The 21,227-nt window shown below is 33.3% G+C and carries 19 protein-coding genes; 9 read left to right on the forward strand and 10 right to left on the reverse strand.

Going from position 1 to position 21,227, the window contains the following annotated elements; all coding sequences use genetic code 11:
• Positions 1–1,014 carry a toxin-antitoxin system YwqK family antitoxin gene (locus tag BLR17_RS06130; RefSeq protein ID WP_066326750.1) on the reverse strand — a complete coding sequence of 338 codons (1,014 nt, stop codon included), beginning with the start codon at positions 1,012–1,014 and terminating at the stop codon, positions 1–3.
• A 131-nt stretch (positions 1,015–1,145) separates the two neighbouring features.
• Between BLR17_RS06130 and xrtF the strand changes: the two genes are divergently transcribed.
• The 5 genes from xrtF (at position 1,146) to BLR17_RS06155 (ending at position 5,185) form a co-directional block, all read left to right on the forward strand.
• On the forward strand, positions 1,146–1,682 hold the full coding sequence (gene xrtF / locus BLR17_RS06135; RefSeq protein ID WP_066326749.1) for an exosortase family protein XrtF: 537 nt from the start codon (positions 1,146–1,148) through the stop codon (positions 1,680–1,682).
• Entirely contained in the window at positions 1,672–2,115 is a 444-nt protein-coding gene (locus tag BLR17_RS06140; RefSeq protein WP_066326748.1) for an exosortase F system-associated membrane protein, read from the forward strand. The genes xrtF and BLR17_RS06140 overlap by 11 nt, the downstream gene beginning before the upstream one ends.
• A gap of 57 nt (positions 2,116–2,172) precedes the next feature.
• A complete protein-coding gene (locus BLR17_RS06145) occupies positions 2,173–3,003 on the forward strand; it encodes a restriction endonuclease (protein ID WP_066326747.1) in 831 nt (276 codons plus the stop codon).
• A 16-nt stretch (positions 3,004–3,019) separates the two neighbouring features.
• Positions 3,020–4,375: an MBL fold metallo-hydrolase RNA specificity domain-containing protein gene (locus BLR17_RS06150; RefSeq protein ID WP_066326746.1), complete on the forward strand. Its 1,356-nt coding sequence runs from the start codon at positions 3,020–3,022 to the stop codon at positions 4,373–4,375.
• Positions 4,376–4,501: 126 nt separating this feature from the next.
• On the forward strand, positions 4,502–5,185 hold the full coding sequence (locus BLR17_RS06155) for a DedA family protein (protein WP_066326745.1): 684 nt from the start codon (positions 4,502–4,504) through the stop codon (positions 5,183–5,185).
• A gap of 56 nt (positions 5,186–5,241) precedes the next feature.
• Here BLR17_RS06155 and BLR17_RS06160 read toward each other — a convergent pair whose 3' ends face one another.
• The 9 genes from BLR17_RS06160 to miaB form a co-directional block, all read right to left on the reverse strand.
• Positions 5,242–7,602 (reverse strand): hypothetical protein, encoded by a 2,361-nt coding sequence (locus BLR17_RS06160; RefSeq protein ID WP_066326743.1) that lies wholly within the window; start codon positions 7,600–7,602, stop codon positions 5,242–5,244.
• Between the two features lie 130 nt (positions 7,603–7,732).
• Positions 7,733–9,364, reverse strand: coding sequence for a chaperonin GroEL (groL, locus tag BLR17_RS06165; RefSeq protein ID WP_066326738.1), 1,632 nt, complete (start codon positions 9,362–9,364; stop codon positions 7,733–7,735).
• A gap of 73 nt (positions 9,365–9,437) precedes the next feature.
• Positions 9,438–9,713, reverse strand: coding sequence for a co-chaperone GroES (locus BLR17_RS06170; RefSeq protein ID WP_066326736.1), 276 nt, complete (start codon positions 9,711–9,713; stop codon positions 9,438–9,440).
• A 141-nt stretch (positions 9,714–9,854) separates the two neighbouring features.
• Positions 9,855–10,190, reverse strand: coding sequence for a preprotein translocase subunit SecG (gene secG / locus BLR17_RS06175; RefSeq protein WP_066326735.1), 336 nt, complete (start codon positions 10,188–10,190; stop codon positions 9,855–9,857).
• A 6-nt stretch (positions 10,191–10,196) separates the two neighbouring features.
• Positions 10,197–11,039, reverse strand: coding sequence for a tetratricopeptide repeat protein (locus tag BLR17_RS06180; protein WP_066326734.1), 843 nt, complete (start codon positions 11,037–11,039; stop codon positions 10,197–10,199).
• Positions 11,040–11,117: 78 nt separating this feature from the next.
• On the reverse strand, positions 11,118–11,621 hold the full coding sequence (locus tag BLR17_RS06185; protein ID WP_066326733.1) for an LptE family protein: 504 nt from the start codon (positions 11,619–11,621) through the stop codon (positions 11,118–11,120).
• 113 nt (positions 11,622–11,734) lie between these two features.
• Positions 11,735–12,988, reverse strand: coding sequence for a sigma-54 interaction domain-containing protein (locus BLR17_RS06190; protein WP_066326732.1), 1,254 nt, complete (start codon positions 12,986–12,988; stop codon positions 11,735–11,737).
• 93 nt (positions 12,989–13,081) lie between these two features.
• Positions 13,082–13,219: a hypothetical protein gene (locus tag BLR17_RS16480; RefSeq protein WP_169817151.1), complete on the reverse strand. Its 138-nt coding sequence runs from the start codon at positions 13,217–13,219 to the stop codon at positions 13,082–13,084.
• Positions 13,220–13,248: 29 nt separating this feature from the next.
• Positions 13,249–14,694, reverse strand: a complete 1,446-nt coding sequence (gene miaB / locus BLR17_RS06195) for a tRNA (N6-isopentenyl adenosine(37)-C2)-methylthiotransferase MiaB (protein ID WP_066326731.1) — start codon at positions 14,692–14,694, stop codon at positions 13,249–13,251.
• Positions 14,695–15,079: 385 nt separating this feature from the next.
• Here miaB and topA point away from each other — a divergent pair, with 385 nt between their 5' ends.
• The 4 genes from topA (at position 15,080) to porL (ending at position 21,182) form a co-directional block, all read left to right on the forward strand.
• Complete coding sequence (topA, locus tag BLR17_RS06200; RefSeq protein WP_066326730.1) at positions 15,080–17,581, forward strand: type I DNA topoisomerase; 2,502 nt, start codon at positions 15,080–15,082, stop codon at positions 17,579–17,581.
• A gap of 57 nt (positions 17,582–17,638) precedes the next feature.
• Positions 17,639–18,793, forward strand: a complete 1,155-nt coding sequence (locus BLR17_RS06205; protein WP_066327518.1) for a formimidoylglutamase — start codon at positions 17,639–17,641, stop codon at positions 18,791–18,793.
• Positions 18,794–19,053: 260 nt separating this feature from the next.
• Entirely contained in the window at positions 19,054–20,472 is a 1,419-nt protein-coding gene (porK, locus tag BLR17_RS06210; RefSeq protein ID WP_066326729.1) for a T9SS ring complex lipoprotein PorK/GldK, read from the forward strand.
• Between the two features lie 59 nt (positions 20,473–20,531).
• Positions 20,532–21,182, forward strand: coding sequence for a type IX secretion system motor protein PorL/GldL (porL, locus tag BLR17_RS06215; protein ID WP_066326728.1), 651 nt, complete (start codon positions 20,532–20,534; stop codon positions 21,180–21,182).
• Positions 21,183–21,227: the final 45 nt, after the last annotated feature.

Here is a 21,227-nt window from a genome sequence, read left to right on the forward strand (position 1 = left end):
TTAGTCGGCTGTGTGTATTGAAATTGGTAAGTTAAATAAAGACTTTATTGGGATTCCTCTTAATTTGCCTGGTATCCAATTTTCAGATTTTTTTAATACTCTTACTGCTTCTTCAGCTGTTCCAAAACCGAGATCTTTGGTGACATTGAAATAGCTTAAATTTCCATTTTTATTTATTATAAATTGAATGTAAATTTTTCCTTTTAAATCTTTTATATTTGGAGATTTGTAATTAAGTCCAATAAAGCGGTAAAATTCAGGCATACCTTTCGAGTATGTGGCTATTTCGTTTAATACTTTGTAAGGATATTTATTGTTTTCTTTGTCAGTGCTTATTCCTGAAATTAACTTTCCGTTTTGGTAAACTTCAGAATATTTAAAATTTTCTTGAAAATTTTCTCCTTCCCAAACACCGTTTTTTTCTCCGTTCAGAATTGAACCTTTTTCGTAACCCTTGTCATCTGTAAATTCATAATAACCGTTTCCGTCAATGACTGTTTGTGATTTTTCCTTATTCCAAAATTGGTTTATTTTTATTAAACTGGTTTTTGTTTCTTTATCCCAGGTGGTTTCCTTAATAGCTCTTTTTTCTCCATTTTCATACCATTCCAGCAGTTCTCCGTTTAATTTATTGTCAACGTAATTTGATTCTTGTTTTTTGTTTCCATTTTTGTATAACTCAATTTGTTTTCCAGTCAATTTGTTTTTTACATAATTTGATTCTCTGTACTTTTCACCACTTTCATAATATTCTAATTTTGGTCCTTCAAAAATAGCTCGTTCTTTGTCAGTTGAAATTGCTTTCATGCTTACAGCCCCGGATGTATAATAATCAGTGAAAAGAAATAAATCAGGTTGATTTTTGTAGTTTTGAACTACACGTATATATTTCGAATTTTGTTCATTAGTTATGTTTTTTAGAGAATCAAGGAAGAAACGGGTAGGTTCTATGATTTGAGAAAAGCTTGTAAATGTTGCTAATAATAATGCTGCGGTTAATAGGTTGGTTTTCATTGTTGGTGTAATTTTTTTTTCAAATATAATGAAATGTACTACAGTATTGTATTGCAATTGCTGTAATTTCTTATCGAAAGAATAAAGTAATAATTAAAAGTTATTTGTATAAATTTGAGAAAAATCAAGTTTTGAAAAAATACCTTATTCTATATCGCCCTTTTCTGGTTTTTCTGGCCAAATTTTTCCTGACGTATTTAATTTTGAGTTTGGTTTATCAGGGGTTTTTGTCTCGTTTTGATGAAAACTCAGTGGATTCGATAACCCAGTTTGTGGCTAAAAACACCAAACAATTACTTACTACTTTTCAGGTGGATTTTAAGATTCAGGAAATGCCTAATGAATCTTTTGTTATGTTTCTTTACAATCAGCGGGCTGTTGCACGAATGATTGAAGGTTGTAATGCGATTAGTGTTATTATTTTGTTTGTATCATTTGTAGTCGCTTTTTCGGGGAAATTAAAGCCTACTTTATTGTTTGTTTCAGGTGGAAGTATTTTCATTTATACTTTAAATGTAGTTCGCATTGCTTTGTTATGTTCTGCTTTGTATTGGTTTCCGGAGCAAAAAGACTTATTGCATGATATTGTTTTTCCGTTGTTTATATATGGAGTTATTTTTACGTTGTGGGTAATTTGGGTGAATAAATTTTCATTGTATGCAAAATAGATTGTTTTCTCAGGCTTTGAAGTTATTCGTTATTGCAGCTTTACTGCTTTGCTTTATTATGGTTCGTTTTTATGAGAATGTGTTGTTTTATGATCCTTTTTTAGCCTATTTTAAAGGGGATTTTAATAATATGCCTTTACCGGAGTTTACTACTTTTCGGTTGATTTTGAGTCTGTTATTTCGATATGGTTTGAATATGTTAATTTCATTAGGGTTGATTTATGTGATTTTCAAAGACCCTGTGATGCTTCGGTTTTCTTTTGTTTTATATTTCATAGCTTTTGTAGTTTTGATAGTGGCTTTGTTTTTAGTTATTAAGATTTACGGTTCTAATAATAATTTACTGCTGTTTTATATTCGCAGGTTTATTATTCAGCCCGTGTTTGTTTTACTGTTTATTCCTGCATTTTATTTTCAAAAGCGTAATTCCTAAGATTTTTTGTGTAATTTTAATAAGCTCTTACAGTTGGTAATTAGTAATTAAAGCGATATGAAAATTATAAAACATTCCGGTGCAGTTGTTAATTTTAATCCGGAGAAACTTACGGCATCCTTGTTAAAATCCGGTGCTGATGCTTATACGGCTGAATCTATCATGAAGGAAATTACCAAAGAAATTTACGAGGGAATTTCGACTAAAAATATTTATAAAAAAGCGTTTGCTTTATTGAAAAAGCATACCCATTCTCACGCTGCCCGTTACAACTTGCGTGCGGCGATCGAAATGTTGGGGCCGGAAGGGTTTTATTTCGAAAAATACATAGCCCGACTTTTTGAAGCTGAAAAGTATGAAACGAAGTCTAATGTGATTTTGCAAGGTAATTGTGTAATGCATGAGATTGATATTCTGATAAAGAAAAACAATCAGATTGCTATGGTAGAATGTAAGTTTCATGCCGGAAGAGAGGCCGCTTCTGATATAAAAGTTCCTTTGTATGTTTTTTCCAGATTTAATGATTTAAGAGGAAATAATTATACTCTTTTTTCCAACAAAGAAAAAATATCCAGTTGCTGGATTGTTACCAATACTCGATTTACAGCAGATGCAATTGCTTTTGCCGAATGTTCAGGGATTAATTTGTTAAGTTGGGATTATCCTGAGAAAAAAAATTTAAGATTGAAAAACAACCATGATTGTTTGTATCCTGTAACTTGTTTGACGACATTAACAAAGGTTGAGAAAGAAAAATTATTGTTGATAGATATCATTCTTGTAAAAGAATTAATTGATAATCGGGCTGATTTAAAAGAAATAGGTATTAGTCCGGGACGAATAAAAAATGTACTGAGAGAAGTAACTGATTTGTGTAAGTGTTATTAATTGAAAAGACCACATTATGAAAATTAAATTTATTGGAGCAGCAGGAACTGTAACAGGATCGAAGACGTTAGTTGAGACGGATGAAGTTCGTTTTTTAATTGATTGTGGTTTGTTTCAGGGTATAAAACCTTTGCGGGAACTTAATTGGGAACCAATTCCTGTTCTGGCTTCAACTATTGATTTTGTATTGTTAACACATGGGCATTTGGATCATTGTGGCTGGTTACCAAGATTAGTAGAACAGGGATTTAGCGGCAAGATTTATTGTACCGGTCCTACTATGGAAATAACTAAATTGATTTTAATAGATAGTGCCAAAATTCAAGAAGAAGATGCTTTAAAAGCGAACCGGGAAAATAGTTCTAAACACGAAATAGCAGAACCTTTGTATACTGTGGATCAGGCTGAAAAAGTTTTTCCTTTTTTAACGGTTGTTACGCCTGAAACTATAATCAAATTAGAAGGAGGAATTGAAGCTACTTTTTTTCTGGCAGGACATATCATAGGTGCTTGTAGTATAAGTGTTCAGGTGGAAGGGAAGACTTTAGTTTTTTCCGGGGATATTGGTCGTGATAATGATGTGTTGCTTTATCCTCCTGTAAAGCCTCAAAAAGCCGATTTGGTGTTTTTAGAAAGTACTTATGGCGACCGCTTGCATCCTGATACCGACCCAAAATTAGAATTGGAAACCTATATCAAAGAAACGTATAGAAATGGAGGGACAGTTATTATTCCCAGTTTTGCTGTAGAACGGGCTCAAAGTATTATGTTTTTGCTTTGGGAGTTAAAAAAAGAAGGCAGACTGCCTAATATTCCTTTTATAGTTGATTCGCCTATGGGGATGGGGGCTTTTGAAGTGTTTTTTAATAATACCAAATGGCATAAATTAAAATTCGCTGATTGTCAGGAAATGAGTAAAATGTTTGTAATTAATTCTGATTACGAAGAAACTTTAGCTGCCATAAATGATAAAGGTCCAAAAGTTGTTATTGCCGCAAGTGGAATGATTACAGGAGGAAGAGTTTTAAGTTATTTGGAAAATTATATAGGTATTCCCGAAACTACCATTCTTATTGTAGGATATCAGGCTGAAGGCACCCGGGGGAGAAAATTAATTGAAGGTGCGAAGTCTATTAAAATTTTTGGAGAATATTATACAGTAAGAGCAAAAGTGGTTGAAATAAACGGGCTTTCTGCTCATGGAGATCAGGATGATTTGATAGATTGGCTGTCTGAATTAAAAAACAGACCACACAAAGTGTTTTTAGTTCATGGTGAACCAACAGCGACTGATGAATTGCGTATTAAAATGAAAGAGCATTACGGATTTAAGTGCTCAATTCCTTTGATGGGGCAGGAATTTCACTTCTAAGAATGCTGAAAATTAAAAAGCTTGTTTTTTATCGTTAATTAAACTTTAAAAGAAATGAATAAATTGTGGTTCATATAATTTATTCTTACTTTCACGCTCAAAATATTTCGAATAAAATCCGTAGGAATGAATAACTTTGATTGGAAGAATTTAATTGATCCTCTTTTTTATATCCATTTTGATATTAATGGAATAAAATTAGGGATTTATATCGTATTGTTTATTGTTTTTGCGGAAACAGGTTTATTTGCAGGTTTCTTTTTACCGGGTGACAGTTTGCTTTTTCTTGCAGGAATTTATAATAGAGAGCTGATAGAGAATATATTATTTATCGACAGTGCTTTTGTGAATGTTACTTTGTTGTCAACGTTGGTAGCTTTAGCAGGGATTTTAGGGAATATGATAGGTTATTGGTTTGGAGCTAAGAGTGGTTATTATTTGTATAATCGTGAGGATAGTTTTTGGTTTAAAAAACAATATCTTATTCAGTCTAAAGACTTTTTTGAAAGACATGGAGGAAGAGCTATTATATTTGCGCGATTTTTGCCTATTTTTAGAACCTTTGCGCCTATTGTAGCCGGAATTGTTACCATGGATAGAAAGAAGTTTATGTTCTTTAATATTGTAAGTTCTTTTCTCTGGTCATTTACATTAATTTTTTCAGGACATTATTTGTACGGATTTTTATTAGAGAATTATCAAATTGATTTGAAAGAACATATAGAAATTATTGTTATCGGATTGGTAGTGGTTACTTTGTCTCCGGTAATTTTTAAGTTAACGAAAAAAACATCTGAACCTAAAGAATAAGTTTGTTCGATTTAATAAAAAGCGTCTTGATAAATATTTATCAAGACGCTTTTTTATTATGGAGTTTCGGAAGTTGTTAAGTATCTGATTTCTGAAATTAATTGGCCATCATTTGAATAACCTTCAATTTGTACTTTTACTTCTTTCTGATTTTCTTTTGCAAACTTAATTTCAAAAGTGGAATTCTCTTTTAGGATAATATTTGGAGACCAATCAAGAGTTCCAAAGTAATCAAATTCTTTTTTGGTTTCAAATTTCGAATTTTTATAGGTTATTGCTTTTGAAAAACCGTTGGTCAAAATAAAAGAAGTAAGTTTTGTTTTTAAAAAATCTTTGTTAGTTCCTGGTTTAAGATAAATTTTTATAATACCATTACCTCCTGTTGAAAAGCCTGATGAACCCATTTTGTCGATATATATTTCATCAACTTCATCGATGCTGTAATTGTTGATTAAATTTAAATCAAGAACTATCACATCATCTATAAAAACATCAGGAGAATTATCCGTATTTCTGACAACATCACTTAGACAATTTTTAATAAATACAGAGTTGTCTGTAGGGTTAAAGCCTGTTCTATATCCATTTCGACCTAAGAAATCCAAAAGGCTTCCAAATTCTCTATCGCTGATTTTAAATGCTGTTGCAAAATTATTTCCCTCTTTGTGGATGAGCTTTGTTTTTTTGTAGTTGTTTTGAATCACCACATTGTTCAGGTTGATGGCGTTTTTGTTTGAACTACTAAAAGTAATTACCTCTTCATTATTTTGAGACGGTGGGCAAATGTTGTTAGTCCAATTTTTGGCGAAGATATTGTCGGTATTAGGGTTAAAAACATTAACGGAGATTTTTGAAAATACGGCTTCGTTTTTTTCATTCATCAATTGTATAAAAAAAGTAGTTGAGTCTCTCGCAAATATGTTTTCGAATTTGTATTCGTTTTTGTCATTAAGAGTTGTTTCTAAGAAGATTTTGTCTTTTAATGACATTAATGAGACTTTGTATTTAGAAGGAGTGTTTGTTTTTTTTTCAACAATTCCGCTTATGGTTGTGCCTTTTAAAGAAGGGTAGAGTGGTTTTGGTGGATGCATTTTGATATTGTCCCATTTGTATTTATTTTCGACTTGATTTAATATTAATAGCTCTAAATCTTGTTTTTGAGTTTTATTTTCAGGATCAAAATAAAGATAAGTTTCGGCTTCAGGCTTTACTAGATAAGAGTTTAAGTAAAATGTTCCAAGGATGGAATTGCTTTGAGTTGTTTTTATGTTGTCTTTTGGAAGAATACTAACACTAAGGCTGGCATTATTTAAATTAATTGTACCAAGTAAACTCAAGCTGTCGTTTTTTATGGGTTTTAATTCAAGGTTTGTGATTGGTTTTGTTGAAGTGTTGATGTAAATTAATCTTTGACACACTTCGTTTAAATCTTCGTCAATAACGCGAATGGTATTTACACCATTTGATAAATTAAGTTTGCTAAAACGTATTAACTGTTCTGGTTGATTGTTTTCGAAAGTAAATTCTTTTTGAATTAAATTTTTATTTTGATGAACAACAAGGTTGAACTTCTTGTTTTGGTATAATTTGACTCCGTTTTCATTTGTTTTTACGACAATGGCTAGGGTATTATTGTTTAGGTTGTTGTTGTATCCAATGGAAATTCCTGTATTTTGTATTTGAGGTAAAGATTTTGAAAGATTTTTATTGTCGTATTTAATGTTTACAGTATATTTTTCATCAGCAACCGGGATGAAGTAAAAGAAACCATTTCCCATTGCATTAGTGTTGAAGCGAGATATTATGTTTGATTTTGAATCGATTAAAGTGCCATCAGTTATTTGAATTCCTTTTTGGTTACAGTCTGTTATTTGAACGCCTATTTTGTTACTGGTTTCGCTAATAATTATTCCACTTTCAGGGAATAAATTTATTTTTGCCGTTTCTATATTTGGACGATTTGTTTTTAAATGATAAGGTTCGTCTTTGTTGATTATTTCTATCGATTGAATAAAAGATTCATCTTCAAAGAAATTGTTCATCCAATTGGTATAAAAATGGAAAAAGTATTTTCCGGTGGTAAATTTGTTATTTAAACGAAAATCGCCTTCAAAACTGCCATTATAGGCAAAAAGCAATTGTTTTTGAATTATTTGTTGTTTGTCGTTATAAATAACAAGTTGGATGTTGCTAGTATTTATACTTGGAAGGTGGCTGGTTTTATTTGATATGTATCCTTTGAAACCTATATGTTCGTCGTTAACATAGATTGATTTGTTGAATTGGACATAAATATTTTCTCTGTCATAATTAAAATAGTTCTCTATTAGTTCAGTGATTTTAGTTTGGTTATTTGTTGTTTGAGCGAACGATGCAAACACTGATAGTAAACAATAAATTGTTAGATTAAATTTCATTTTACAAAAGTTGCTTGGTTAAGAGAAGTGTAAAATTAGGTTTTTTCTTAAATAAATTGAATAATTTACATAAAAAAACCGTCCCGCTTAAAAAGCGAAACGGTTTTGTTTGTTTTAATTGGGGAAAGTATTACATCATTCCCGGCATTCCGCCGCCCATTGGCATTCCGCCACCAGCGTTTTCTTCTTTAACATCGATTAAAGCGCATTCGGTAGTTAAAATCATTCCAGAAACTGATGCTGCATTTTCTAATGCTACACGAGTAACTTTTTTAGGGTCGATAATACCTGCTTTTAGCATATCAACGTATTCATTAGTTTTAGCATTGTATCCAAAATCACCTTGTCCTTCCGCTACTTTAGCAACGACTACTGAACCTTCAAGACCTGCATTTTCAACAATAGTTCTTAGAGGGGCTTCAACTGCACGGGAAACAATTTGGATTCCTGTAGCTTCATCGGCGTTGTCAGCAACAAGAGTACTTAAAACCGATTTAGCTCTTAATAAAGCTACACCACCACCGGCAACAATTCCTTCTTCAACAGCAGCACGAGTTGCATGAAGTGCATCGTCAACACGGTCTTTTTTCTCTTTCATTTCAACTTCAGAAGCAGCTCCTACATAAAGAACAGCAACACCACCGGCTAATTTAGCCAAACGCTCTTGTAATTTTTCTTTGTCATAATCAGAAGTAGTTACTTCCATTTGACCTTTAATTTGGTTCACACGGTTTTTAATCATCTCTGCATCACCAGAACCACTTACGATAGTTGTGTTGTCTTTGTCGATAGCAACTCTTTTTGCATTTCCTAACATTTCGATAGTAGTGTTTTCAAGAGTGTATCCTCTTTCTTCAGAGATTACAGTTCCACCGGTTAAGATAGCAATATCTTCAAGCATGGCTTTTCTTCTGTCACCAAAACCTGGAGCTTTTACAGCAGCAATTTTCAATGCACCACGTAATTTGTTTACTACCAATGTAGAAAGAGCTTCTCCGTCAACGTCTTCAGCAATAATCAATAAGGGTTTTCCTGATTGGGCAACTGGCTCAAGAACCGGTAATAATTCTTTTAATGAAGAAACTTTTTTGTCGTATAATAAAATGTAAGGGCTGTCTAATTCCACTTCCATTTTTTCAGAATTGGTTACAAAATAAGGAGAAAGATATCCTCTGTCAAATTGCATTCCTTCTACTACGTCAACAAATGTATCAGTACCTTTTGCTTCTTCAACAGTGATAACACCTTCTTTTCCTACTTTTGCAAAAGCAGTAGCAATTAATTCACCAATTACTTCGTCATTGTTAGCTGAGATAGAAGCGATTTGTTTGATTTTATCAGAATCGCTGCCTACAACCTGAGATTGTTTAGCAAGGTCGGTAACAATCGAGTCAACAGCTTTATCGATACCGCGTTTCAAATCCATAGGATTGGCTCCGGCAGCAACATTTTTCAAACCTTCTTTTACGATAGCCTGAGCTAAAACAGTTGCAGTAGTTGTTCCGTCTCCGGCTAAATCATTGGTCTTAGAAGCAACTTCTTTAACCATTTGAGCTCCCATGTTTTCTAATGGGTCTTTTAATTCAACTTCTTTTGCAACAGAAACACCATCTTTAGTAACAGTTGGTCCACCAAAAGTTTTACCAATGATTACATTACGTCCTTTAGGTCCTAAAGTTACTTTTACTGCATTAGCTAATGCGTCAACTCCACGTTTTAATCCGTCACGTGCTTCAATATCAAATTTTATATCTTTTGCCATTTTATGTTTAGGTTTATTATTGTTTTAAAAATTGTAATACTTAGTACTTAATTCTTAAAATGTTTGTTTTTTTTTAGATTATTGCAAGAATATCATCTTCTCTCATAATCAAATAGTCTTTCCCTTCCAATTTTAATTCGGTTCCGGCATATTTTCCGTAAAGTACAGTGTCACCAACTTTTACAGTCATTTCATGATCTTTTGTGCCATTTCCTACGGCTACAACGGTTCCTTTTTGTGGTTTTTCTTTGGCAGTATCTGGAATAAAAATCCCTGACGCTGTCTTAGTTTCGGCTGCAACTGGTTCAATCAGAACACGGTCTGAAAGTGGTTTAATGTTTAATGTCATGATTTTTTATTTTTTATTGTTTAAATTAAAATTTGCTTTTCGCTATTCAGAAATTATGCCAGTCAAATTTTACTGCCATTTTTTCTTAAGAAAAATGCCAGCTTTGACAGGCTGGCATTTTTTAATTATTTAGAATAGTAATTATTTTGCAGGAGCTGGTGCAACAGGAGTTGCTGGCGCAGCTGGCTGAGCAGCAGGAGCTGCGGCTTCAGTCTCATCAATAATTTTAGAATTATTATCGCTTGTTGATCCTGTAAAGCTTAAGCTGGATAATAAAATCAAAGCGATTAAAACGATGGCTAAAGTCCAGGTGCTTTTATCTAAAAAGTCAGTTGTTTTTTGTACACCACCTAACATTTGTGAACCACCTATTGAAGATGATAAACCTCCACCTTTAGGGTTTTGAACCATGATTACTACAATCAGTAGGAAACAAACTATAGTTATTAAAACTAAAAAAATTGAAAATGTGCTCATTATTACTTAATTATTGTTTTGTTGTAAAATCTTAATGTCCGCTATGCGGTCTGCAAAGAAACTACTTTTTTCTGGATATTTCAAAATTAATATTTCATAAGCTTGAATCGCTTTTTGATATTTTTTTTGTTCTAAATATACCTTAGCTAAAGTTTCTGTCATTAGCGAAGTAGTATCATCTTTGTTGATATCTATATTAAAGTTAGAAGGAGTTCCGGGTTTAATAGCCGGAATCTTGGGATTGCTTTGAATGAATTTATCAATTATAGCTTCTTTTTTCTTTTTTGAAATATCTTCTGATTTTGAAGTTGTTGTGCTATTAGTAGTTTCTGAATCTCTAATTATTGGTTGAATTCTTGAAAGTTGAAGCCATTCCTGGAACGAATGAGTTTCGTTTTTAGAAAATTCTAAAGGTTTGCCTAATTCTAGTTTTTCCTCAGCAGTGCCGACTGTTTCATTAATTGCTTGGATGTCTTCAGAATCATTTGTTTCTGTTTCAAAAGTATTGGTAACAGATTCTAACTTATGAGGGATAATTTCGATGCTGTCAATTACATTAATCGATAGTAATTCGGTTGCTTTCTTCTTGAATAATTCTTTTTGAATTGCATTGAAATCATCTGAGCTAATAAAATCAAATAAGACAGCTCTGTCGGTTGTATGTGCAGCAGTAACTTTTAATGCCGAATTATATTTAAAACTACTTTCGTTATACAATCCTTTTAAGCGTAAGGCTCTTGCACTTTGAAAATACGGAAACTCATCTAATACTTTCTCTAAAGCAAGTGTTTGCTTTTCGGTAATGGTATTAGGGTTGTTGATTAAATAAGTATAATCGGTTACATTCATTGTTTTTTTGTTTAATCGTGGAATCGTTTATTTGTTAATCGATTAAACAAATAAACGGTCAATCAAATAAACTCTAATTTACCATTTTGCTAATGATTCATTAAAGATGTCTTGTGTAATTCGGTCAAAAATTTCTTTTAATGCTGTGTCTAAAACAGCTCCCTGTAATTGTGTGGTTGCAGGATAGTCGTAATAAAACTCAAATGGTTTTTCAAAATCGTCTTTTTCTGTTTTTTTATTTGTAAAGCGTACGTTGACTCTTATTTTTAATCGGTTTTGAGCGGCTTGTTGGTCGGCTGTAGCCGTCATTGGACTGATTCGGTAATCTACAATTTCTCCTTCATAAGTTAAATCAGCTCCGTTTTTAACTAAGTTCAAATTGGTTTGATTTTGAAGAATATCTTGTAATGCAAGGGTGAATTTTCTGTCGATTCCGGGTTCTACAAGATCGGCATTATTTGGAAAGAAATTAACCTGAAAGGTTTTAGCGTCGATTTTCCCTGTTCCGGTAAAGTTGTAAATTCCACAACTACTCAACATAAAAAGACTAATCAATGCAAAAAGACAATGTATTTTTTTCATAATATTTCTTAGAGAAATTCCAATCCCGAAATTTCGGGATTAAATTCCAAATTCCAATTGTGTTCAAATATAATAATTGGAATTTGGAATTTTGAAGTTGTGGTTTAATTATTTTATAAATCGAATTGTTTAATTTTTCTGTAAAGTGTTCTTTCAGAAATGCCTAATTCGTCAGCAGCGGCTTTTCTTTTTCCTTTGTTTTTTTCTAAGGATTTTTTAATCATTTCGATTTCTTTTTGTTCTAAACGCAATACTTCTTCTTCTTCAATAGTTTCGGCAAAAAGATAATTGTCGTCAGCATTGTTATAACTTTCGTTGTGAGTTGGTGTTACAACTGCGGTTACAGGCTGTTCTTCAAATTCAATTTCATTGTCTTCTTTAGAACCGTATATTTTTTGAATTAAATTAGGATTGATATCCTGTGCTTTGGCAGCACCACTTTTCATGAGCTCCAAAGTAAGTTTTTTTAAATCGTTCAAATCACTTTTCATGTCAAAAAGTACTTTGTATAAAATGTCTCTTTCAGTACTGAAGTCACTTTCGCTCTTATTGTGATTAATTACCGAAGGGAGATTGCTGCCTTCAGTAGGAGGTAAGTAAGATTGTAGTGTAGCACCCGAAATATCTCTATTTGTTTCTAAGACAGAAATTTGTTCGGCAACATTTCGTAACTGACGAATGTTTCCGCTCCAACGGTATTTTTGCAAAAGCTGTACTGCGTTATCATCTAATTTTAATGGCGGCATTTTGTATTTATGAGCAAAATCGGCGGCAAATTTTCTAAATAATAAATGGATGTCTTCTTTTCTTTCTCTCAAAGGAGGTAAAGCAATTTCTACCGTACTTAAACGATAGTATAAATCTTCACGAAATTTCCCTTTTTCGATAGCATTGAATAAATTGACATTGGTTGCAGCTACAATTCGTACGTCGGTTTTTTGCACCTGTGAAGAACCTACTTTTAAGAATTCGCCATTTTCAAGAATTCTTAATAAACGAACTTGGGTTGTCAAAGGAAGTTCACCTACTTCATCCAGGAAAATAGTTCCGCCATTGGCAACTTCAAAATAACCTTCACGAGTGCTGGTAGCTCCGGTAAAAGCTCCTTTTTCATGACCAAAAAGTTCACTGTCAATAGTTCCTTCCGGAATGGCTCCACAGTTTACAGCAATGTATTTGCCGTGTTTTCTGTGCGAAAGCGAATGAATGATTCTTGGGATATTTTCTTTTCCCACACCACTTTCTCCAGTAACCAATACTGAAATGTCAGTAGGAGCTACCTGGATGGCTTTCTCTATGGCACGATTGAGCTTTGGGTTATTCCCAATAATCTCAAAACGTTGTTTTATATTTTGAACTGATTCCATTGCTATTGTGTTTAAAGTGTTCTTTGTTTCAGGTTTCGAGTTCTTCCGATTTTTTAAATCTTAAGATGACTTTAATTATGAATAAAAAGTACTTTATGGTTTTGTTTGTATATCGGTTGGAGCTGTTTTTTCTGTTTTATGTTTAGGGAAATAAGTCCTGATAATATAGAAAGTAACTCCAAATCCAATTATAAAAGTTGCTATTGCTATGAATAGTTGTTTTTTTGTCATTTCAACTCAATTAGTGGTCAAAAAATAAATTAATTCATTTCAGAATAACCAACCGCTTCCCCTTTTAATGTTCCGCTGGTACAGGAAGTGATTTTTACATTTACAAATTCACCAATTTTGTAATTTTCTTTAGGGAAGACTACCGTCATGTTTTGTGAATTTCTTCCTGAAAATTCAGCTGCTGATTTTTTAGAAATTTTATCAATTAACACTTCAACCGTTTCACCAATAAATTCCTGACAGCTTATTAAAGAGTGTTGTTGTTGTAAATCAACTATTTCCTGAAGACGTCTTAATTTTGTTTCTTCGGGAACATCATCTTCCATTTTTCTTTCAGCCAAAGTTCCCGGACGTTCAGAGTAAGCAAACATATAACCGAAGTTGTATTTTACATATTCCATTAAGCTTAAGGTATCTTTATGATCTTCTTCAGTTTCTGTCGGGAAGCCCGTAATCATATCTTGAGTGATAGCACAACCCGGAATGATGGTTTTTATTTTATCCACTAAAGTCATGTATTCCTCACGAGTGTGTAAACGGTTCATTTCTTTTAGAATTCTGTCGCTTCCTGATTGTACCGGCAGGTGAATGTGTTTGCAGATATTTGGATATTTAGCAATTATATGCAGAACACTTTCGTGCATGTCCTGTGGGTTAGAAGTCGAAAAACGAATTCTCATTTTAGGGAATGTCTGCGCAACCATTTCTAATAAATGGTCAAAATTAACGGCAGTAGCTTTTTGGATTTCAGAAGCTTTATCAAAATCTTTTTTCAATCCGCCGCCATACCATAAATAGCTATCTACATTTTGACCTAAAAGAGTTACTTCTTTAAAACCTTTTTCGTATAAATCCTGTATTTCGGCCATGATACTTTGTGGTTCACGACTTCTTTCGCGTCCTCTGGTAAAAGGCACTACGCAAAAAGTACACATATTGTCACAACCGCGAGTGATAGAAACCAAAGCGGTAATTCCATTGCTCATTAGTCGTACAGGTGAAATATCACCATAGGTTTCTTCTTTTGATAAAATAACATTTATGGCGTCTCTGCCTTCTTCGACTTCGCTTAAAAGATTTGGTAAATCTTTGTAAGCATCAGGACCTACAACTAAATCAACAATTTTTTCCTGTTCTAAAAACTGGCTTTTTAAGCGTTCAGCCATGCAGCCTAAAACGCCTACTTTCATTTTGGAATTAATGCGTTTTACAGCATTGTATTTTTCTAAACGTTTACGGATAGTTTGCTCAGCTTTATCACGAATCGAACAGGTGTTTACTAAAACTAAATCGGCCTCTTCTAAAACTTGAGTAGTATTGTATCCGTTACTTGATAAAATAGATGCAACTATTTCGCTGTCTGAGAAATTCATTGCACAGCCGTAACTTTCTATGTAAAGTTTTTTATTGTTTTCAGGTTTGTTTTCCAGAACAAGGCTTTCCCCTTGTTTACTCTCTTCTATAATCTTTTCCATTCTTAGTTATTTCAAAGTACAAAGATAAGAGAAATCAAACGGATATGACAAGATGTCAGATGAAGAATTAACAGTAATTTTTGATTTATTTTTAAGCTGTTTCGGTTTGTATTTTAAGATTTTTCAATAACGTAGTGTTTGGTAAATAATTTTTTGTTGAAAATGTTTTGTGAAAAATGATTGTGTTTCGTTAGAAAAATTATTTAGGATAATTTCCTTAAAAATACTGTGGTATCGGATATGGTAGAGCGAATTGTATCGCATTGAGTCGACAAAAAATAGTGAATGTCTATAATTAAGGAAGGTGTTCAATTCTTTCAAAAATAAAATGGAAAGTATTTGTATTTAAAAAAAATGGATACTTTTGTCTGAGAAAAATTAAGCAATGGCAAAGAATTTAGTAATAGTTGAGTCCCCTGCAAAGGCAAAAACGATAGAGAAATTTTTAGGAAGTGATTTCCAGGTGGAGTCAAGTTATGGGCATATTGCCGACTTACCTTCTAAGGAAATAGGAGTAGATGTAGAAAATGGATTTAAGCCTAAATATGAAGTTTCTTCCGATAAAAAAGCTTTGGTAAGCAAACTTAAAACATTATCTAAAAATGCCGATACGGTTTGGTTAGCAAGTGATGAGGACCGCGAAGGAGAGGCTATTTCCTGGCACTTGGCGGAAGAATTAAAATTAGATAAAAAGAAAACAAAAAGAATTGTTTTTCATGAGATTACTAAGAATGCGATTTTAAAAGCAATTGATAATCCTCGTGAAATTGATTATAATTTGGTTAACGCACAACAGGCACGTCGTGTATTAGATAGATTGGTAGGATATGAATTGTCGCCGGTTTTATGGAGAAAAATCAAAGGAGGACTTTCGGCAGGTCGTGTTCAGTCGGTTTCTGTACGTTTGATTGTAGAGCGTGAGCGTGAAATTCAGGAGTTTAAAGCGGTTGCTTCTTATTCGGTTGTTGCCGAATTTGCTAACGAAGCAGGGAAAGTATTTAAAGCTAAATTGCCTAAGAATTTCAATACTAAAAAAGAAGCCGAAGATTTTTTAAATAAAAATATCGGTTCTACTTATAAGGTTTCGGATTTAGAAACAAAACCTACAAAAAAATCACCAACTGCACCTTTTACAACTTCTACCTTACAGCAGGAGGCAGCGCGTAAATTGTATTTGCCTGTTGGAATTACAATGCAATTAGCGCAACGTTTGTATGAAGCGGGATTGATAACCTATATGAGAACAGATAGCGTGAATCTTTCTAAAGAGGCTATGGATGCAGCTCAGGCTGAAATTATAAAATCTTATGGGAAGGAGTTTTCTAACCCAAGATCGTTTGCAAACAAAAGCAAAGGAGCTCAGGAAGCACACGAAGCGATTCGTCCGACGGATATGTCACGTCATACTGTTGATATCGACAGAGACCAAGCGCGTTTGTATGATTTGATCTGGAAAAGAACTTTAGCTTCGCAAATGAGTGATGCGCAATTAGAGCGTACCAATGTTAAAATAGCGGCTAATAACCATAATGAATTGTTCACTGCTTCAGGAGAAGTATTGCTTTTTGAAGGTTTCTTAAAAGTGTATTTAGAAGGTCACGATGATGACGAAGAGGAACAAGAGGGAATGTTGCCTGCTTTGAAGGTGAATGAAAATTTACAGAACAATTTTATTACTGCTACAGAGCGTTATTCTCGTCCGGCAGCAAGATACACTGAAGCCTCATTGGTTAAAAAATTAGAGGAATTAGGAATTGGCCGTCCTTCTACTTATGCACCAACTATTTCTACAATTATCAATAGAAATTATGTTGAAAAAGGGAATCTGGAAGGACAAGAACGAAATTATACGCAGCTTACTTTACAATCAGGAAAAGTAGCTGAGAAGTTGTTGAAAGAAAATACAGGTTCGGATAAAGGAAAATTAGTACCTACGGATATTGGAACTATTGTAACGGATTTCTTAGTTAAGAATTTCGGGAATATTCTGGATTATAATTTTACTGCTAAAGTTGAGCAGGATTTTGATGATATTGCCGAAGGAAATATCGAGTGGGCTAAGATGATGCAGGAGTTTTACGATCAGTTTCATCCAACAGTTAAAGATGTTGAAGCCAATGCTGACAGAGAAAGTGGAGAGCGAATTTTAGGGGTTGATCCTGCAACGGGCAAACAGGTTTCTGTTCGTTTAGGGAAATTTGGTCCTATGGCTCAAATTGGTGATGCTGATGATGAAGATAAGAAATTTGCCAGTTTGATGAAGGAACAGAATATTGGTAATATTACTCTGGAAGATGCGTTGAATTTATTTTTATTGCCTAAAGCTTTGGGAACTTATAAAAATGAAGAAGTAGAGGTGAATAATGGTCGTTTTGGTCCATATGTGCGTCACGGAAGTGTTTTTATTTCATTACCAAAAGGGGAAGATCCACTAGCTGTTACTAAAGAAAGAGCGCAGGAATTAATCGATGAAAAATTAAAAGCCGATGCTCCAATTGCAAGTTATAAAGGAGAACCGGTTCAAAAGGGGACAGGACGTTTTGGTCCTTTTATTAAATGGGATGGTATTTTTATTAATGTGAGTAAGAAATATGATTTTGATAATTTGTCACAAGCAGATATTGAAGCTTTGATTGAAGAAAAATTGCAAAAAAATATTGATAAGGTAATTCATAATTGGGAAGAAGAAGGAATTGTAGTTGAGAAAGCCAGATGGGGACGTTCGGTGATTTTGAAAGGAAAAATCAAAATTGAATTGAGTAAAGATGTGGATGCTTCTAAATTGACATTGGCTGAAGTTCAGGAAATGATTGCTCAAAAAACGCCGGCGAAAAAAGCACCTGCAAAGAAAGCAGCAGCAAAGAAAACTACGACTAAAAAGAAATAATACAGGTATTTCTCTGTTATTCTTGGGAAGCAAAATAATAAGAATAGATATATTATGATGGGATTTGATTTTCTGGAACCAATAAGTGATGAATTCTTGGTGTTGTTAAAGTCTCTGAGTTCTCAGCAACTTGGGAGCAAAGTAGTTTTTCATACTAAGGATGAATTTCCGGATTTGAATAAAGTAAAAATTGCTTTAATAGGAGTTTTAGAAAATCGAGGCAGTGTGCTTGAAATTGAAAATGCAGGAGATTTAGCTGTTATCAGAAAGGATTTGTATAGTATGTTTCCCGGAAATTGGGATGCTACAATTGCTGATTTAGGAGATATTTTGCCAGGAAATACTAAAGAAGATACTTATTTTGCTTTGCGTAAAGTAGCTTCTGATTTGATTAAAAGGAAAATAATTCCTGTTGTTATTGGAGGTTCTCAGGATTTGACCTATTCTCTGTATCGTGCATACGACGAATTAGAGCAGATGGTAAATTTAGTATCGATTGATAGTAAGTTCGACTTTGGGAAAGAAGATGAGGAGATGTCGAATAATTCTTATTTGAGTCGAATTATTATCGATGAACCTAATAATTTATTTAATTTTTGCAACATAGGTTATCAAACCTATTATAATTCGCAGGAAGAAATTGACTTAATAGAAAAGCTTTTTTTTGATGGTTATCGACTTGGAGAAGTCGCAAATAATATTGCAATCGCAGAGCCGGTTTTTAGAGATGCAGATATTGTTAGTATGGATTTAAATGCTGTAAAGTCTGCTGATTCCGGGAATTTTAATTCTTTTGCGCCTAACGGTTTTAATGGAAAAGAAATTTGTGCTTTAGCCAGATATGCAGGGATAAGTGATAAAGTGTCCATGTTTGGGGTTTTTAATCATAATAATACAGCACTTGAATCTGTTTTAATTTCACAAATTATCTGGTATTTCATAGAAGGTTATCATTATCGTTCTAATGAGTATCCTTTTGGTAGTAGAGAAAACTACATAAAATATAGTGTTCCTATTGATGATGAGACTCTGGTTTTTTATAAAAGTGATCGTACTGACCGTTGGTGGATAGAAATACCTTTTGTTACTAATGGGAATAATAAATTAAAAAGAAATACGTTATTACCGTGTTCGTACGAAGAGTATTTGGGGGCCTGTAATCAGGAGTTGCCAGAAAGATGGTGGAAAGCACAAAGAAAGAATGTGATTTAAGGAAAGTTTTTTTTGTAAATAAACTACGTATTTTGTTAAATTTAAAATTAGTTTATTTGTAATTTAAAGCTTACTTTTTTTATAAAAAAGTGTTTTTAATCGTTTTTTTTAGCATTTTGTCGATGAAATATTTTTTTTATAATTTATTTAACTCTACATTTGGCTACGTATTTAATTATAAGAAAAAAATATTGTTTTATTAATAAATAATAAATAGGTTTACAAACGAAAAAAATAAAGAATATATAACCCGAATTTGTATGAAGAAGTTCATTACGTTTATGACAATTTTGTCACTTTTAATAAGCTGTGGGAAATCTAGTGATAAAGGTGAATTGGTCGGTGTTAAAGGTGCAAAATGGCATCCGGAGAAACCTTATGGAATGGCTTTAGTTCCTGGAGGTGCTTATATTATGGGTAAGTCTGATGAAGATGTTGCCGGTGTTCAGGATGCTCAGACAAAAACGGTAACAGTTCGTTCTTTTTATATGGATGAAACTGAAATTACAAATAGTGAGTACCGTCAGTTTGTGGAATGGGTAAAAGATTCTACAATCAGAATGAAATTGGCTATTTTAGCTGATGAGCAAGGTGTTAAAGCTGGTGATTCTAAAGGGAAAGGAAAGAATGCAGGAAGTATTGGTGATTTTGCATTTAATGATGCTGATCCGGAAAAAATGACGGCTTATGATAAGTATATGTATGATAATTATTATAGCGTTGGTACTTCTGATGATATATATGCCGGTAGAAAATTAAACAAAAAAGTAAAATTAATAAAAGATCCAAAGCAGTACCCGGACGAATATTATGTTGAGGTAATGGATTCAATGTATATCCCGTTAGAGGAAGCTTATAATGGTTTGCGTACGATAGATGTAGATAAATTAAAGTTTCGTTATTCCTGGATGGATATCCAAGCTGCTGCAAAAGCTAAAGTGGGTAAAAGAAAAGATTTTATCAGAAACGAAGAAGTGAAAGTGTATCCGGATACTACGGTTTGGATTAAAGATTTTGCTTATTCATATAATGAGCCAATGCATAACGATTATTTCTGGCATAAAGCATATGGAGATTATCCTGTTGTAGGTGTGAAGTGGACACAGGCTAAAGCTTTTTGTGCCTGGAGAACTTTGAATAAAAACAGCTATATTAAATCTAAGAAAAGTGGACGTGATTTGATTAATTCTTTCAGATTGCCTACTGAAGCTGAGTGGGAATATGCTGCTCGTGGTGGTTTAGAATCAGCTACTTATCCATGGGGAGGTCCTTATACTAAAAATGACAGAGGTTGTTTCCTTGCGAACTTCAAACCTAACAGAGGAGATTATGCTGCAGATCAGGCACTTTATACAGTAGAAGCTAAATCGTATGAGCCAAATGGTTATAACTTATATAACATGGCCGGAAACGTTTCTGAGTGGACTGATTCTTCTTATGATCCAAATGCTTACGAATATGTATCTACAATGAACCCTAACGTTTTAGATGCGTCAAATAAAAGAAAAGTAGTTCGCGGTGGTTCATGGAAAGATGTTTCTTATTTCTTGCAGGTAAGTACCAGAGATTTTGAATACGCGGATTCAGCCAGAAGTTTCATCGGATTTAGAACAGTTCAGGATTACATGGGTGTTCAAAACACGGGTAATGGAACAGGAAAAGCAAGAAAAAACAGATAAGACCCCTATTGTTAAATTAAAATAAATAACCTACACACAAACATTTAAAACTTAAAATTATGGCATTACTAGGTAAAAAAGCAATGAACTTTGCATACGGAATGGGAGCAGCAGTAGTAATTGTTGGAGCTCTTTTTAAAATTACGCACTTTGAAATTGGACCATTAACAGGAACTTTAATGCTTTCTATTGGATTATTAACTGAGGCGTTTATTTTTGCTCTTTCTGCTTTTGAACCGGTAGAAAATGAATTAGACTGGACATTAGTTTATCCTGAATTGGCTAATGGAACTCCAAATGCAAACAGAAAACCAAAAGCAGAATCTGCTTCTGAGGCTCAGGGATTGTTGTCTCAAAAATTAGATACTATGCTTAAAGAAGCTAAAATTGATGGAGAATTAATGTCTAGCTTAGGTAATAGTATTAAAAATTTCGAATCAGCTGCAAAAGGTATTGCTCCTGCTGCTGACGGAATTGCTGCTACAAAAAAATACAGTGACGAATTGTCTATGGCTGCTGCTCAAATGGAAGCTTTAAATAGTTTGTATAAAGTACAGTTAGAAAGTGCTTCAAGAAATGCTGAAGCTAATAAAGAAATTGCTGAGAATGCTTCTAAATTGAAAGAGCAAATGCAATCGATGACTGCAAACATTTCTTCATTGAACCAGGTTTATGGAGGTATGCTTTCTGCAATGAGCAATAAACAATAATGATAATAATTAAGTTCGAAGATTATTTAAAAAAATTACCCCACA

The organism is Flavobacterium glycines, assembly GCF_900100165.1.
GTDB lineage: Bacteria > Bacteroidota > Bacteroidia > Flavobacteriales > Flavobacteriaceae > Flavobacterium > Flavobacterium glycines.